Source organism: Bradyrhizobium sp. USDA 4506 (assembly GCF_054058795.1).
The window spans coordinates 488,655-504,299 of record NZ_JBSSBM010000001.1 but is presented as its reverse complement, the minus strand read 5'-3'; the positions used below and the strand labels follow the sequence as shown (position 1 = coordinate 504,299).

Annotated in this window: 12 protein-coding genes; 5 read left to right on the top strand and 7 right to left on the bottom strand. The window is 59.2% G+C overall.

Going from position 1 to position 15,645, the window contains the following annotated elements:
* Nucleotides 1-10 precede the first annotated feature (10 nt).
* Genes ACVIHF_RS02245 through ACVIHF_RS02225 form a run of 5 tightly spaced genes read right to left on the bottom strand, consistent with a single transcriptional unit; the run spans nucleotide 11 to nucleotide 6,791 of the window.
* Nucleotides 11-3,001, bottom strand: coding sequence for an FkbM family methyltransferase (locus ACVIHF_RS02245; RefSeq protein ID WP_456791489.1), 2,991 nt, complete (start codon nucleotides 2,999-3,001; stop codon nucleotides 11-13).
* Nucleotides 2,998-4,443: an ABC transporter ATP-binding protein gene (locus tag ACVIHF_RS02240; RefSeq protein ID WP_253610349.1), complete on the bottom strand. Its 1,446-nt coding sequence runs from the start codon at nucleotides 4,441-4,443 to the stop codon at nucleotides 2,998-3,000. The genes ACVIHF_RS02245 and ACVIHF_RS02240 overlap by 4 nt, the downstream gene beginning before the upstream one ends.
* Entirely contained in the window at nucleotides 4,440-5,309 is an 870-nt protein-coding gene (locus tag ACVIHF_RS02235; protein WP_253610348.1) for an FkbM family methyltransferase, read from the bottom strand. The genes ACVIHF_RS02240 and ACVIHF_RS02235 overlap by 4 nt, the downstream gene beginning before the upstream one ends.
* 8 nt (nucleotides 5,310-5,317) lie before the next feature.
* Nucleotides 5,318-6,097 (bottom strand): ABC transporter permease, encoded by a 780-nt coding sequence (locus ACVIHF_RS02230; RefSeq protein ID WP_253610347.1) that lies wholly within the window; start codon nucleotides 6,095-6,097, stop codon nucleotides 5,318-5,320.
* Nucleotides 6,098-6,101: 4 nt separating this feature from the next.
* Nucleotides 6,102-6,791 (bottom strand): class I SAM-dependent methyltransferase, encoded by a 690-nt coding sequence (locus ACVIHF_RS02225; protein ID WP_253610346.1) that lies wholly within the window; start codon nucleotides 6,789-6,791, stop codon nucleotides 6,102-6,104.
* 481 nt (nucleotides 6,792-7,272) lie between these two features.
* Here ACVIHF_RS02225 and ACVIHF_RS02220 point away from each other — a divergent pair, with 481 nt between their 5' ends.
* Together ACVIHF_RS02220 and ACVIHF_RS02215 are read left to right on the top strand one after the other, a co-directional pair.
* Nucleotides 7,273-8,685, top strand: coding sequence for a mannose-1-phosphate guanylyltransferase/mannose-6-phosphate isomerase (locus ACVIHF_RS02220; protein ID WP_456791505.1), 1,413 nt, complete (start codon nucleotides 7,273-7,275; stop codon nucleotides 8,683-8,685).
* 1 nt (nucleotide 8,686) lies between these two features.
* Nucleotides 8,687-9,487 (top strand): glycosyltransferase family 2 protein, encoded by an 801-nt coding sequence (locus ACVIHF_RS02215; protein WP_253610345.1) that lies wholly within the window; start codon nucleotides 8,687-8,689, stop codon nucleotides 9,485-9,487.
* Nucleotides 9,488-9,523: 36 nt separating this feature from the next.
* Here ACVIHF_RS02215 and ACVIHF_RS02210 read toward each other — a convergent pair whose 3' ends face one another.
* The gene (locus tag ACVIHF_RS02210; protein WP_253610344.1) at nucleotides 9,524-10,666 is read right to left on the bottom strand and encodes a glycosyltransferase family 4 protein; all 1,143 of its coding nucleotides are present in this window, start codon (nucleotides 10,664-10,666) and stop codon (nucleotides 9,524-9,526) included.
* Nucleotides 10,667-11,386: 720 nt separating this feature from the next.
* On the opposite strand from ACVIHF_RS02210, the gene ACVIHF_RS02205 reads away from it, so the two are divergent.
* The gene (locus tag ACVIHF_RS02205) at nucleotides 11,387-11,782 is read left to right on the top strand and encodes a hypothetical protein (RefSeq protein ID WP_253610343.1); all 396 of its coding nucleotides are present in this window, start codon (nucleotides 11,387-11,389) and stop codon (nucleotides 11,780-11,782) included.
* A gap of 374 nt (nucleotides 11,783-12,156) precedes the next feature.
* Nucleotides 12,157-12,834, top strand: a complete 678-nt coding sequence (locus ACVIHF_RS02200) for a helix-turn-helix transcriptional regulator (protein ID WP_456791488.1) — start codon at nucleotides 12,157-12,159, stop codon at nucleotides 12,832-12,834.
* Nucleotides 12,835-12,878: 44 nt separating this feature from the next.
* On the opposite strand, the gene ACVIHF_RS02195 is transcribed toward ACVIHF_RS02200, so the two are convergent.
* Nucleotides 12,879-13,821, bottom strand: a protein-coding gene (locus tag ACVIHF_RS02195; protein WP_141343507.1) for an IS630 family transposase whose coding sequence is annotated in 2 segments (ribosomal slippage) — nucleotides 12,879-13,481 and nucleotides 13,483-13,821 — 942 coding nt in all. Because the reading frame shifts where the segments join, the coding sequence is not laid out codon by codon here.
* A gap of 262 nt (nucleotides 13,822-14,083) precedes the next feature.
* Here ACVIHF_RS02195 and ACVIHF_RS02190 point away from each other — a divergent pair.
* Complete coding sequence (locus ACVIHF_RS02190) at nucleotides 14,084-15,583, top strand: phosphomannomutase/phosphoglucomutase (RefSeq protein WP_456791487.1); 1,500 nt, start codon at nucleotides 14,084-14,086, stop codon at nucleotides 15,581-15,583.
* Nucleotides 15,584-15,645 lie beyond the last annotated feature (62 nt).

The following is a 15,645-nucleotide window of genomic DNA, read 5'->3' as shown; positions in this document are numbered from 1 at the left end:
CGCCACGAGCTCATCCGGGCATAGCTGCCGCGCTGTTGTTGGTTCGCTTGCTTGGGTCCCGGCGGGCATAGTCGTACGCCTCCGCCAGACCCGTCACATATTGTTGGATGCCATGATCCCGGCCAGCTTTCGCTTGCGCCCGCTCGGCATGAGCCCGGCCATCGTCGGGATCATCGAGCCACTGCAGCATCTTTGCCGCGATATCCTCGACATCGAACGGATCGAACAGTAAGCCCGCGCCGCCCTGCATCAGTTCGGGCAGTGAGGTTACGTTCGAGCACATCGCAGGCACGCCGAGCACCTGAGCCTCGATGACGGGATAGCTCGAGGCTTCGAATGTCGAGGGCATTACGCAATAGAGAGCGCCCTTATAAATCGCGGCAAGATGATCGACAGGGACGTGGTCGAGACACATGACATGCGGGCCAAGGCCGAGCTTTTCGATCGTGGCTTTCACGGCCGGCCAGCCGGAATGCCCGCGGTAGCCCGTGAAGACCAGCTTCAAATCGGCATTCGGGCGCTTGTCACGCACGATGCGCAACGCTTGCACGAGTCTGGCGTGATTTTTGTGCGGCCAGAACTGAGCTGGATAGACCACGTAACGAGATGGCAGCTTATACTGCGCTATAGCATCCTCAACGCTGAAGGCGCTAAGCCCGGCGATCACGCGGGGATCCCAGGTGACGGGCACGGTGAACACCTTGGCGGGCGGCACCTGCATCTGGGTCACGAGATCATTCCGAACGAAGTCGGACGATACAACGATTGCATCCGCTAACGATGCAGACCGCCTATACAGCCTATTGCGGGCTTCAATATCGCTAGGCAGGAAGTTCTCGGGAAAATGCAGGTGCTGAAGATCGTGAAGGTTCAGGACCGATGGAATGCGGAAATCAAGCAGTGAGAAGATCTGAACCGGACTATGGAGCACGTCCACACCGATATCCTCTCGAAGCCGGGAGAACGTTGCCATCGAGGACCCGGCACTCAATCGGCGGCGATGACCGAAAAGGCGATTGGGCACATCGATCGCTAGGCCGACGGCGAGACTTCGGCGCATGACGAAGTAGCTGACTCTGGTCCCAAACAGCTTGCGCAATGCCGGCAACTGATCCGGCAAGCAAATCAAGGTGACCCGCCGGCCGCTCTCCAACAGAGCGCTGGTCAGCATCTTCATGTAGGTCTCGACGCCGCCGGAGACGCCAAAGACAATCTCAAGCGTGTCGACCGCCACATGCAAGCCGCCCCCCGGCGCCTCGGAGGGAAAGTAGTCGCCATAACCTGGAGGACCGGGTTTGCGGCGCAACTGCAGGTCGGCGAGGCCTCTCAGCACCGCCTTTCCTCTGAGTTCCCGAAGAGCCGCGAGTTCGAGCACCTGGTCCTTGGCGACCAGCTTATGGGACTGAATGGCGTTCTCGACGGAGGCAAGCTCGAGATCGGTGCTCAGGCGATCGATAGCTTGCGACTTTTCCGCCCGATCCGCCTCGGCGGCGTCCAGATCGGCCTGGACGGTGTCGCGGGCCTCCAGAAGGGCCTGCCGGTCGGCCGTGACCTCAGCAAGTTCGGCAACAAGGCGCTCGAGGGCGCCTTTCTTTTCGGTCCGGTCCGCGTCAACGACGCGCAACTCACTTGCCAGATGTGCATTGGCGCTCACGAGGTTATCGCGTTCTTGGGCCAGAACCTCTTGCTCGCCCGTCAGTTCGGTAACATGCCGCGCGAGCCTTGCGATCACATCGGCCTTGTTGGCTTGATCCGCCTCGACCGATCGGAGGTTGCTTTCGAGATCCTTGTTGACGTTGAGCACATTCTCGCGCTCTTCAAGCAATTGCTCGCGGCTTTTTCTAAGCTCGGACATTTCTGCAGTGATCGACGCGAGACTGGCAGCCTTAGCGGCGCGGTCTTCTTCAACCGCCCGCAATTCGCGCACCAGCCGTTCATTCACCGCCAAAACGTCTTCACGTTCCTTCGTCAGCGCCAATTCGTTGCTCTTAAGCTCGGCAAGCTCTCCTTCGATCTGCTCAAGAACCCGCGCCTTTTCGGCCCGATCGCCTTCCACGGCACGAAGCTCATCTTCAAGACGTCGATTGGCGCTCAGTACGTCTTCGCGTTCCTTGGTCAGCGCCAGCTGGCTGCTTTTCAGTTCGGCAAGCTCGCGTTCGACTTGTTCAAGAACGCGGGTCTTTGCGGTCCGATCGCTTTCGACCGCATGCAGCTCATGCTCAAGGCGCCGGTTGGCGTCGAGCACGTCCTCCCGCTCCTTCAGCAGCACCTGATGGGTACGTTTGAGATCGTGAACTTCCGCGAGCTCGAACCCGTCGTGAACGCAAGGGGGGAGGAACAGCCGTTTTCGGAGACTTGCATCCTCTTTCCTGACATAGAAGCGGCTGAGTCCGTCATACCAAGCAAGCTCGTAGTCAGCTGCAAGCACAGCTGGCTCCCAGTCGTCCCAGTTCCGAATGCTATCGGCCTCGTCCCAATTCTTGATCTGGACCGACGGCAGCGTCGCTTCAATGACAAGCACTCGAGGCCGACGCTTCCTCAAGTCAATGCCGCGCAGCACCGCTGCTTCAAACCCTTCGACATCGATCTTGAGGAAATCGATAATCCGATCCCCGCAATCGGCGATCACCTCCTGCAGCGTCACCACGGGCACTTCGTAGTCGACGACGGTGTATCCGGAGCGGCGGAGCTCTTCGGCCTGGGTTTCATTTGCGGTCGAGAGAGACGTGAGCTCGCTGCACTCGTAAAACCGCACCCGTCCGGCGGAGTCGGCCACCGCAACGTTGAGATTTTTGTCTCGCGCTCGTTCTCCAACGAACAGTTGGAACTGCCGCTGAACAGGCTCGATGTTTACGCCTGTCCAGCCCTGGTCGTAGAAATGCCTCGTTACCGAATGACGTGTCGGATCCCAGGCTCCCACATCGATGTAGAATCCAATCGACTGCCCCTGGAACAGTCTGGCAAGCAGCACGTCTTCGAAGTTTTGGCTGTAGGAGATCATTCGGTGCGCGCAGCCTCGGGCAGGAGAGACAGCTGCTGTTCGCTCGGAAGGTCGGCAACGCCATAATGGCTGAACAGGCAAGGATCGCCCTGATGGCGATGGATCACAGATATGGCTGCCAGCCGGCTGACATGAGACAGCAGCTGGATGTGAGGCGCTATCTCCGAGGGAGCACTGGTCTGGCGCCTGCTGAACAGCGCCTTCGGCAACTCGGCAAGCCCGGCTTCGAGCGTATATTCGCCGACATCGATATCGAGCTTGATGTCGTGGACGCAGCGAAGGATCGTACCCACACGGTCAATCGCGGGCGGAGGCGCGTCGAACTGCAATGAATTGCGGCCGTGCACCAGGACGCCCTTGACGTTGATCAGCTGCACACCGACCAGAGGAAACTCAACCGGCTGCTGCACGAGAAACTCGATATAGACCCGCAACCACTCGCCTTGTTGAAAGACACGGCGCGCCTTGCCCTCGCGGTCCGCGATAAGCGCCTTGACCGCCTTTGCCGATGGCACTCCGAATTGCTCGGTCAGGCTAAGATCGAGGATTTCCTTCGGATTGGCCTCAAACGGGTCCCACTCTTGCTTGGGACCGGAGGCTGCGACAGGACTGCCCGAAAGGCTCTGCTCGTGCACTTCAGGCGACCGCTCTGTCCCTCGGCCGGTGGGCGTTCCGAATTCGTGATGGAAATAGTACTCGACTGCTTCCTTGCCTCGGCCTTCGAAGACCTTGCGTCCCTGCGAAAGAACCATACCCCGATTGCAGAACTCCGCGGCGTCCGCCATCGAGTGCGTAACCAGCAGAACCGTCATCCCGCGCTTGCGCAGTTCGTTCAGTCGCGCATAGCATTTCTGTTGAAAGAACACGTCCCCAACAGCAAGCGCCTCGTCGACCAGCAGAAGATCCGGCTCTGCATGGATCGCGACGCTAAAGGCCAGGCGCAAGAACATCCCGCTCGAGTAGGTCTTGACCGGCCGATCAATGTAATCGCCGATCTCGGCGAACGTGATGATGTCGTCAATTCGACCGCGAATCTGGCGTTCCGTCAGGCCGAGGATAGCGCCGTTGATGAACACGTTCTCCCGTCCGGAAAATTCCGGATTGAAGCCGCTACCAAGCTCAAGCAAGCCGGCGATACGGCCCGATGTCAGCGCCGAACCGCTGGTCGGCTTGAGCACGCCTGCGAGAATCTGCAGTAGCGTGCTCTTGCCGGCGCCATTGCGTCCGATGACAGCCAACGCATCGCCGGGCAAAAGATCGAAGCTTACATTCTCGAGCGCCACATAGGCTGGCGGCTCCTTCAGCAACGACCCGAACACGGCGTGCGCCAATAGATGTCCGGGCCCGCGATGCAGATGATATCGTTTACCGAGCGCCTGTGCGCGCACGATGGGCAGCCGCGCGCCGTCCTTAGCGGCGCTGACGTCAGCGAGGATGTTCATTCCAGCCCCCCATGCGCTGCCAACAGAGAGCGAAACCTCGGCGCAAGCTCAGCGGCTTCGGCGTCTCGGCAGCGCAGCAAGCAAGCCATCGCCATATCCGAAGCGCCGTAGACCACCTCCATGGTCCAGGCGAGGCGCGCGAGCCCTCGATCCGATAGCTGATCGAGCCGTTGCAGAGACGGGACAAAGACGGCATCTGCCCATAGCGTTTGCGATGGGGCGCGCCCGACGGCGTATCTGCCGTGGGTCATGCGTCGGCCTTCGAGGTTATGGAAATGATGGAACATGAACTCGTGCTGGCGCAGAAAAGTCTCGCATTCGGAGAACAAGGGCTGATCGCGGTAGATCTGGACAAACTCGGTCTCGGCATGCACCACGAGAGCTCGCTCAAGCAGCCGCCCCGCATTTTGGAGCGCGAGAAGCGTTCCGCCCTGGATGTCAATCTTCAGAAAGTCGGCTGACGCGACTTCCTCGATATCGTCGAGGCGGACCGTCGAAATCCACCTTTCCTCCGTCACCTCACACATCTCCGCCAGCCCCTCGAACTGGCCAATCAGTTCGGTATTGGGGAGCAGCAGGGATGATGTGAGGGGGGCCCGGCAGGCATGAAACGTCGCCTGGGCGCCGTCGGCGACCGCATACGGATAAAACCGGCGCTTGCCCGACCAGGCCTCGTTAAGCCGGGCGCACTCCTGACCATCGGGCTCGAAGCCGATAGCCATCGCGCCCTTCCGGGCAAGCAAAGGCGCGTAAACATCCGCCTCTCCGGCTCCGTGCGCGCCGACATCCACGACCGTGTAGTCGTCAATGAAGCGTCCGAACAGCGCGGCGAGCGCAGCCAGATAATCCTGTCTCAGATCGGACACGGCGTTGCTCATAGCAGGTCGGCGAATGAGCGTCGGGTGCGCTGGAAAAAGGCGAAGGTCGCGAGCGCGAACAGGATGCAGCCTGCGGAGTGGATCGCCCACTCGCCCGCCGCCATCATCTCACCATCAAGAACGAGATTTCTGAACGCCGTCACAAACCACGTGACTGGATTAAGCTCGACCGCAGTGGTGAACGCCGCCGGAACTGCGGAAGCTGGATAACAGACTGGCGCCAGAAACATGAGCAGTTGCGCGAGCAGGGGACTTAACTGCGACAGGTCTCTAAAGAACACGCCCAAGGTCGCGAAAAGGAACGCGAGACCCAGTCCGATCGCGGCCAAGGGCAGGAATATCAGCGGCAACGCCAAAGCAGTCGGAGGCACAGCGCCCCAGATCACGCCGACGGCGGCAACGAGAATAAGCGCGTTGATCGCGGCCAGTACGAGCGCGCTGTTGACGGCGACCACTGGAAGCAGGGCAAGAGGAAAGCGAACTCTCTTCACAAAGTTCGTTGCCGATGTGATGCACGACGCAGAGCGAGTCATCACCTCCGCTATAAAGAGGTACGGGACCAGCCCGGCAAAGATCATCAGCGCGCCCTCGTTGGGGCGCCCATCCGTGCCCGCCGACCACCGCACGTTGAGCACGAGCGAAAAGACGAACGTAAACATCGATAGGAGAAGGCCCGCGTAGAGAAACGGCCATAAGGCGCCAAGGACCGTGCCACGATAGCGCTGCGACAGGTCCCGTCGCGTCAGCATGAAGCCAAGCCACAACGTCTGCGCCATATCCCTATTCCTTCGTCTGGATACTGAGCAGGCGCTCCGCGAGCATCGCGGTCGTCAGTGGCGTGCGGGATGCAACGAACACGCTGCGATACAGCCTGGTCGCATTGGCTGGCGCAGGCTCGAGCCAATTAGTCGGGAATTCCTCGTGCCAAGGCTGCGTGCGCGGCACGTACACACAAGGAAAGAGGCGCTTCAGAGAATTGAATATCAAGTCGCGGGTTGGCCGGCAGCCGACGCCGTTCGCGGCCTGAGTTGGATCGTTCTCGTCCTCGACGACCTCGTTGATCGACTCTTCGGTCCCGAAGGAGACGCAGGTTTCGAGCAAAAGCATCTCTTTGGTCAAAGATGCAATTCGCTTCAATGCGGAGAGCGGTTCTGAGAGATGGTATAAGACCCCATAGGCATAGACGATATCGTGCGCGATCAAATCGGCCGGGAAGTCGCGTTCGACATCCACCACGCGGGCCGAAACCGTCGGGAATCGCGTGCGAAGATGAACCAGATTCTCCTCCCGCGCGTCGGTTGCAGTAATTTTGCAACCGCGATCGATAAAGAAGCTCGTGTGATCGCCCACGCCCGCGCCGAGCTCAAGGACCGTCCGGCCGGCAATCGGCAGCAACAGGCTGGCAAGATGCTCTTGCCGCCTCCTGTTGTGCCGCTGATAGGCATCATGAGTAAAGAATTCTATGGACATCAAGAGCGCGCGCGTAACGATCGTCGTTCAGCAGATAATCCTGCCGGCCGTTCGTGTGCCGAAGGTGCTCTTCACCTACCCAAAGAAAATCCGCTCAGCCATATCCCAAATGGGACTGTTCGTTCGTTTCCTTGCCGCTAAAGGTTGGCGCAAGGTTTGCTGTCGGCAGAACGGGTACAGCTGGGGACGTGTGTCTTCTGGCTGCGAGCATTTCAGAACGATATGGTCGCGCGAGCTCCCGTTCGCGACAGCGTCCTTTTGGTTGTGGAAGTCACTTGCTCGGTTCCAGCGCCGACGCGAGGCCTTATCCGTGCGCGAGGCGCGCCTTGGATCTCAGGAGGCGCGTTCGTCCGCGAAGGATTCTGCGGGGAGCAATACATCGTTGCCCTGCCGATCGACGAAACGATCGTGGGCGACACGACCGGCAACGCTAGTGACTGTTGAACGACAAATTGTTTGGACGGAGGCATTGAAGCGGGAAATGAGCGGATTGATTGTGCCCTTGGTTCTGTGCGGTGGTGCAGGAACACGTCTATGGCCCGCATCGCGTGATAGTCGGCCGAAGCAGTTCCTCAACCTTTTCGGTTCGCATTCGTCATTCCAAGAGACGATAAAGCGAGTTGTCGATCCTTCGCTGTTTGATAAGCCTATTATTATCACCAACGCAGCCTATCGGTTCATCGTACGCGAGCAGCTTTCAGCACTTGGCGTTGACGCCGACGTGCTGCTCGAGCCTGCGCGTCGCGATTCCGGGCCGGCCATGCTTGCGGGTTCGGCCTTTGCCCGTATGCGAAATGAGAGGTCCGTCGTTCTGGCGCTTGCCGCCGATCACGCTGTGCAAGATCCTTCCGCTTTCGCCCTCTCCTGCCGCAGCGCGCTTGACGCGGCACGGGACGAGTTTATTCTCACATTCGGCGTTACGCCGGAGGGGCCCTCGACTGAATACGGGTACATCCAGCCCGGCGAGAGGATCGCGGCCGACATCAGAAAAGCCGCCAAGTTCGTGGAGAAACCCGACGCAGAGCTTGCCGCCAAATACGTTTCGGCGGGCTATCTTTGGAACTCTGGAAACTTCATGTTTCGGGCCGATGCACTGCTTACCGAATATGCGCAGTTCGATGCCGACACGGTGGCGGCAGTTACGTCAGCAGTCACGAACGTTACGGCCGATCTCGGTTTCCTTGCTCTTGATGCGGCCTCGTTCAAGGGCGCGCGGGCTATTTCCATCGACTATGCCGTCATGGAGAAGACTTCCCGCGCCGCCGTTGTTGAGGTGGACTGGGGCTGGTCGGATGTCGGTTCGTGGCGAGCGGTCTGGGAGTTATCGTCCAAAGACGGCGACGGCAACGTCGCAAAAGGCAAAGCAATCTTCGAAGACTCAAGGAACTGCACGGTTAGCGCCGAGAACGCCTTGGTGGCCCTCGAAGGGGTTGAAGATCTCGTCGTTGTGGCGACGGAGGACGCCGTTCTGGTGTCGCGCAATCGACAGCCGGGTGCGATGAAACGCCTTGTCGGCTCGGTTCGAAAGGCTGCACCGCAGCTCGCCGAAAACCACCTCAGAGTCGACCGGCCCTGGGGATCATATCAGTCGCTTGATATCGGTGATCGCCATCAGGTCAAGCGCATCGTGGTGACGCCCGGAGGCCGGTTGTCGTTGCAGCAGCATCATCACCGCGCCGAGCATTGGGTTGTTGTGCGGGGCATTGCGCTCGTGACGATCGATGATAGGGAGACGCTCGTTCATGAAAATGAATCGATCTATGTCCCGATGGGCGCCGTCCACCGCATGGCCAACCCGGGCAAGATCCTGCTCGAGCTGATCGAGGTCCAGACCGGAAGCTATCTTGGCGAGGACGACATCATCCGCCTCGAGGACGATTACAAGCGCTCGTGAGATGACGGTCGCACCAGGACATTCCGCCAACCAGATGATGGGAAAGGCACCACCGGAAGTCACGGTGGTGGTTCCCTCGCTCAATCAAGGCTGCTATCTGGAGGACGCCCTGCAATCTATCGCTATTCAGGATGTCCCGACCGAGATCATTGTCATGGATGGCGGTTCGACCGACATCTCACTTGCGATCCTTCGCCGCTGGAGCGGACGTCTGGCATTTTGGCGTAGTGCACCCGACGGCGGCCAAGCCGCAGCAATTAATGAGGGTATGCAACACGGCACGGCGCCATATGTCAGCTGGCTGAACAGTGACGACAAGCTTGAGCCTGGTAGCCTGCGCGCGCTCATCAACGCGTTGGATGAAAATCCCATCGCCCCCGCCGCTTATGGAGAGGCCCTGAACCTCGATGCACGAGGCGCCAAACGCCCCGTATGGGTGCAGCCGTTTAGCGAGCGCTATTTAAGGCTGCGTTGCATTATCTCCCAGCCGGGAACACTCATCCGACGTTCCGCCTGGGACGCGCTGGGAGGGCTCGATCCAACCCTCCACTTCGCGCTGGATTACGATCTCTGGTGGCGGCTCTACCGCCGTTTTGGGCCGCTCGTTCATGTGCCGCGGGTCTTAGCTGTGAACCGTCTTCATGCGGATACCAAGACGCGCAACAACCGCGCGGCTCATTATGCTGAAGCGATGCGCGTTGTCCGCCGGCATCATGGCAGCCTGCCCGTGAAATGGTGGCTCGCACGACCTTATGCGGTGTGGTGGAAGGCGCTGCTGGCGACGTTCGGCAATCGCCGGTAATTCACGCAAGTTGGCGCCGCAGACAGTCTATCCGCTTTACGCCTGAGCGCGGCCTTCGCCTTCATTTCTTTCGCAAAGCATCTCGTCGTAGAGGTCGAGATATCGCTGCACCATGAGATCCGCTGTAAAAAGCGTCTCATATCGCCGACGAGCATTTTGCCCCATACGCTTGCCCGCTAGTGGGTTCTCAGCAAGGTATGTCATCGCCCCCCTTAGGGCATTTGCATCCGATGGGCGGACGACGAGTCCCGTCTGTCGGTCGATATTAACGAAGCTCGTTCCAGTGCCGATCTCTGCCGAGATCATCGGCTTGCCGTACATGGCTCCCTCCAGAAGCGAGATCCCAAACGCTTCCGATCGCAGATGGGACGGGAAAACGAAGGCGTGGCACAGCGTCAGGAGAGCGGCCTTGTCCTCATCCGACACCTCACCGAGCAGTTTGACATTCGAGAGGTCGTGCCTTTTGGCTTGCTCATGCAATCTGCGCTCGACGGGCCCTGTCCCCACGATGACGACTGGAATATCCGTCCCCTTGACGGCTTCCAACAGGATGTGAAGCCCCTTGTAGTATCGCAAACCGCCAACGAAGAGGAAGAATTGATCGCCGACGCGAGCGCGCCATTTCTCAATTACATCGGCAGTCGGCTGCGGATAAGTTGACTGGTCGACCCCGATCGGGATCGAGCGCGTCTTCGAAGCGTAATTCCGCAAGGTTTCGCTTGTAGCACAATAGTTAGGCGATGTGGCAACGATACGATCGACGCTGTCGAGAAAGCGCTTCATCAGCGGACGATAGAGCCATAGCCCCGCACGTTGGCGAACGACATCCGAATGATAGGTAACGATTGAAGGCTTGGATGCGAGGGCCGTCAGATGCACGAGATCCATAAGCGGCCAAGGGAAATGATAGTGAATGATGTCCGCATGGCCAGCTAGTTCCGTGAACTTCTTGAATAGAGAAAGCGAAATCGTGGTCGACGCTAGTTCAAGGTGCAAGGGCACCGGATGGCTCATGTAATTGGCGAGCTTGGAGGCGTGCAATGGTCGCTGGCGGCTTGGAAAAAGAACATCGACGGTGTGACCGCGCCGGGCAACGCCTCGCGCGAGCTGGTCGATGAACTGGGGTATCCCGCCATATGTATCTGGAAGATGGGTCTTATAGAGATGGAGAATCCTCATACTTTTTCATGCTTGCTCGAGCTCGCGCTCGTATAAGAAGAACACACTCGAAATGACAGGCGATCGGTTCGGTCTGCCGTGCTCATGCAGCCCAACGAACAGCCGACGCGCGCACCGATAAGGCGCGCCAAGGTCGCCCGATTGGAAACGGCCTAGACGCACCCGGATTGCAATTGCATGGATGCCGTTGCGAGCCGACGCTCGTGACATTTGCGTGGCGCCGCTTGATGACAATCGATGGGCGGAGTTGTCTATTTCTGGTCAAGTCCGATCAGCAGCGGCTCCTGAAAACGAGCGTCGCCTTGATCGACGAATAGCGAACTCGAGCCAGCCCCAGCTAGTCCCATTTGAGATAGAACACGCAAAATGTGCGTATTTTCCCCACGCACACCATGGCGCGACATGCCGTTCCTGGAGATTGGCATCGGGCGGCATTCACGTAACGCTCGTCAGAGTGCCGCGACGCCTTAAGTGAAGAGGCCGCGCTTGTGACTCTATGCGATCGGTGAACTCTTGGAGTAACCGGCGGAAGGCCCTTTGCGGCCGATAGCACCAGCGAGGACGAACGGGACGCGCACTTTTGAACAGCCGACAGGCGCTTCTTTGGATGCAGCATCCCGTTACGTCGAGAACGGACTGTGGGTGTTCGTTTCTGCGATGTCTGGCGTTGTTGCTGACCCGACCTCTTGCCGTCTTCTTTGTACATGACGTACGAAACTGGTGCGCCTTCAATTGACATTGGGAGATGATTTTGCAGAAGAAATGTCCGTCAGTATGCCGGAACACCTCGGACATACAGCCTGGCGCTCGGTCAACGAGCAGAAATATGACTTTGAATGCCGCGTGACAGAGATGATCGGCGAAACTCTCGCGCCCATGCGCCCCCACCGCAACCGCATTCACCGTTACCGCCGTTTTCTTGAAACACCAATCGTCGGGCTTCAGCGCGAAGATGTCGAAAGACGTCTGTCTGAGGAGGCGTTACGCCATGGATGCGCTCGTTTCGGCTATGTTGTCGTTCGTTTTGAATATGCCGGACGGATCGGCTCCTCCGATCCAAATTTGAGCGGCGTGGCACTGAAGCGCAGCAATCGCGCGGGGGTTCACTTACCTTGAGGGGCTTTACGGCTTGAGCGAGCAGCCTGCCCCATAAATGAACCATACGACGATGAAATTCAGCGCGAAAGCGAGGAACTACGCGTGATGTGTGCAGATGCCAGACTGTAAACTGAATGACTCTCTTCTTGCTGATGAGTTCGGTTTTCACTTGCGTATGAATTGCCATCGCAATGTGCGCTCAAATCGAACGTCAGAGGAAGGGCGTTTTCCATCGCGCCAAAAAAACTCCGTGGCGCAATCATGCAGCCGGACACTTTTAGAAATTGATGTGAAACCTATCCCAAATGGGACTGTCCACTTTGACGCACGCAGCTATAAGTTGATGCATAGTTGGCTGGTTTTTAGCGAGATGCATTTCTTGAACTATTGCCATGCTTGAGATTGACGAGGGAACGGGGGCCGGTCTGAAGGGAGCATTGTTTTGCCCGAGTGAACTGCGCATCGCTCGTGGGGAACCACCCGGTATGTTTGGTGCGCTTGATCTGTTGGGGCGGCCTGCGATTCTAATCGATCGGAACGGCTTTGTGACCGCCGTCAACGACAACGCCTCCAAGCTCTTGGATGACGACCTCTCGGTGAAGGGAACGCGTCTGTTTGCAGCGGACGCTCAGTCGCGGTTGAGGCTGGACCGACTGATCACACAGATCCGGATTCTATCCAGCAAACCGGGCCGCACCACCCTTCAAGCAGTGGTCGCTCGGAGTCAGCGCTGGCCGATCGTCATCGACGCCATCGTGCAAGGCTGGGACGGCGCAAGTGATCTTCCCTTCCAGGATGTGGGTGCTCTTCTGATCTTGACCGATCTGAACGAAATACCCCGTGTCTCGCAGACTTCCGTGATGGCGATCTTTGGATTGACGCCCGCTCAGGCTCGACTCGCATCGCTGTTGGTGGCGGGAAAGTCTCTGGAAGAAATCGCCCTTGATATGAACATTTCGTCCGGGACCGCGCGCAACCATCTCAAGGCGGTCTTTTTACGGACAGGGACCAGGCGGCAGGCTGAGCTGGTCTCTCTGTTGTCTCGATTGTTACCGCCTTGGCAAACTTAAAGCTGCCGCCGCGGTACACTAGAGCATTTTCCACATGATGTGGATCATCTGGTGTATCCAGCATGCCTAAAGTAGTTGGCACACATCTGCGGCGCAAACGACTTGACGAGTTTGCCGATGAGTTTGAGCAGGGCTTGGACCGTGCGGGTGGCGCCTTTGCGCAGCGCAGCTTTCAACCGGGAGAAGGCCTGTTCGATTGGATTGAGGTCGGGCGAGTAGGCCGGCAGATAACGCACGCGGGCGCCGACAGCCTCGATCGCCTCGCGGACACCGGCGATCTTGTGAGTGCGCAAGTTGTCCATGAAGACGATGTCGCCCTTGCGCAAGGTCGGCGCCAGGACTTGCTCGACATAAGCCAGGAACGAGGGCCCATCCATTGCACCGTCGATGACATAGGGCGCCGTGAGGCCATCGATGCGCAGCGCGGCGACAAGCGTCAGCGTCTTCCAGTGACCATGGGGCACGCCAGAGACGAGGCGCTCACCGCGAGGAGAGCGCCCATAGTGCCGGACCATCTTCGTCGTGACCGCAGTCTCGTCGATAAAGATGAGGCGCGGTGCACGCAGCTTGGGCTGCTCGGCTTTCAGCGCGGCACGCTCGGCAGCGACGTCAGGTCGATCCTGCTCGGCGGCGTGCAGTGTTTTTTTTGAAGGTGATGCTGTGACGGTCGAAGAAACGCCAGATCGAACCGATGCCGGCCTTTTGCTTTCTCTGAGAGCGCAGACGCGCGCGGATCTCCTCGAGCGTCAGGTCCGGCTCCGCGGCGATCAGCTCGATCAGCCACTGCTTGTGCTGCTCCAACGGCGAGCGGCTGTGCCCGGTGCCGGGCTTGGCCTCAACGTTTCCGGTCTTCCTCCAACGATCCATCCATCGGATCGTAGTCGAAGCGCCGAGATTGAGAATGCGCGCAGCCTCACGTGCGCTTTCGCCGGACTCAACAAGCTCAACCGCACGCACCCTGAGGTCCTTGGAGTATCCCTTCGCCATCGCATGCCCCGCATGTTGTCGCGGGCAACACCGAATCTGATTTGCGTGCCCGTGGGAATCCCCTTTGACTGTTCCGATTCACCTCAACTGGAAACCGCTCTAGCTCGCCCCACGCGGGATCGTCGGTTTCCACGTTTTTGAAGATGGAAAGCCGCGGGCTGGGCCTATGAAGCTTTATCTTATTACATGATGCTGACGAGCCATCGGGCAAAGCATTCGCAATCACCCCCGGCAATTCTTGGCCTTTAACGAGACCGTCTCAATGTTTCCCAAGCCAAAATCCGTCTTGTTGCCCAACACCTACGGCTTCGAATCCGAGCCGATGGTGAAGCCGACCGGCGTTCGCGAATACGACGCGCGGTGGTTGTTCCAGAAGGAAATCAACCTGATGGGGGTACAGGCGCTCGGCATGGGACTGGGCGCGCTGATCGCCGAGCTCGGCGTCAAGCAAGAGATCGTCACCGGCCATGATTTCCGCGGCTATTCGGCCTCGATCAAATATGCGCTGATCTCCGGCCTGATGGCGGCCGGCTGCAAGGTGCACGACATCGGCCTTGCGGTGACGCCGATGGCCTATTTCGCGCAGTTCGATCTCGACGTGCCCGCTGTTGCCATGGTCACGGCCTCGCACAATGATAATGGCTGGACCGGCGTGAAGATGGGCGCCAACCGTCCGCTGACCTTCGGCCCCGACGAGATGACGCGGCTGAAGGAGATCGTGCTCAATGCCGATTTCAAGAACAAGGCCGGCGGCTCCTACCGGTTCCACGAGAATTATCCGGCGCGCTATATCGCCGACCTCACGAACCGCCCGAAGCTCAAACGCAAGCTCAACGTCGTCGCGGCCTGCGGCAACGGCACGGCCGGCGCTTTCGCGCCGCAGGTGCTGGAGGCGATCGGGTGCGAGGTGATTCCGCTCGACACCGAGCTCGACCACACCTTCCCGAAATGCAATCCGAATCCAGAAGACATGGAGATGCTGCACGCGATCCGCGACGCGGTGCTGCATCACAAGGCCGATGTCGGCCTCGGTTTCGACGGCGACGGCGACCGCTGCGGCGTCGTCGACAACACCGGTGAGGAGATCTTCGCCGACAAGGTCGGCGTGATGCTGGCACGCGACATGTCGGCGATCCACAAGGACGCGCGGTTCATCGTCGATGTGAAGTCCACTGGCCTGTTCATCACCGATCCCGTCTTGCAGAAGCAAGGCGCCAAGACCGCCTATTGGAAGACCGGCCATTCCTACATGAAGCGCCGCACCAACGAGACCGGTGCGCTCGCCGGCTTCGAGAAGTCTGGCCACTTCTTCTTCAACAAGCCCTATGGCCGCGGCTACGACGACGGCCTGGTCTCGGCGATCGCGATTTGCGACATGCTCGATCGCGCCCCCGGCAAGTCGATGGCCGACCTGAAGAACGCGCTGCCCAAGACCTGGTCGTCGCCGACCATGTCGCCGCATTGTGCCGACGAGACCAAGTATGGCGTCATCGACGCCGTGGTGAAGCATTTTGAGGGCTTGCAGGCCAAGGGCGCCAAGATCGGCGGCCAGGCCATCCGGGACCTCGTCACCGTCAACGGCGTGCGCGTCACGGTCGAGGACGGCAGCTGGGGACTGGTGCGCGCATCCTCGAACAAGCCCGAGCTCGTCGTCGTGGTCGAGAGTCCGGTCTCCCAACAGCGCATGCGCGACATGTTCGAGATGGTGGACGGTGTGCTGCGCACGCATCCGGAAGTCGGCGAGTACAATCAGACGATCTAAAGCCCTTCTTCCCGCCGCGCAGGTCTGTCGGCTTATACCTAGGCCTTCGGAGGAAACGCTGC

Bases quoted from the DNA above. Each gene is read 5' to 3' on its own strand.
- ACVIHF_RS02245 (WP_456791489.1), bottom strand. From the start codon at position 3,001: ATGATCTCCTACAGCCAAAACTTCGAAGACGTGCTGCTTGCCAGACTG.
- ACVIHF_RS02240 (WP_253610349.1), bottom strand. From the start codon at position 4,443: ATGAACATCCTCGCTGACGTCAGCGCCGCTAAGGACGGCGCGCGGCTG.
- ACVIHF_RS02230 (WP_253610347.1), bottom strand. From the start codon at position 6,097: ATGGCGCAGACGTTGTGGCTTGGCTTCATGCTGACGCGACGGGACCTG.
- ACVIHF_RS02225 (WP_253610346.1), bottom strand. From the start codon at position 6,791: ATGTCCATAGAATTCTTTACTCATGATGCCTATCAGCGGCACAACAGG.
- ACVIHF_RS02220 (WP_456791505.1), top strand. From the start codon at position 7,273: ATGAGCGGATTGATTGTGCCCTTGGTTCTGTGCGGTGGTGCAGGAACA.
- ACVIHF_RS02215 (WP_253610345.1), top strand. From the start codon at position 8,687: ATGACGGTCGCACCAGGACATTCCGCCAACCAGATGATGGGAAAGGCA.
- ACVIHF_RS02210 (WP_253610344.1), bottom strand. From the start codon at position 10,666: ATGAGGATTCTCCATCTCTATAAGACCCATCTTCCAGATACATATGGC.
- ACVIHF_RS02200 (WP_456791488.1), top strand. From the start codon at position 12,157: ATGCTTGAGATTGACGAGGGAACGGGGGCCGGTCTGAAGGGAGCATTG.
- ACVIHF_RS02190 (WP_456791487.1), top strand. From the start codon at position 14,084: ATGTTTCCCAAGCCAAAATCCGTCTTGTTGCCCAACACCTACGGCTTC.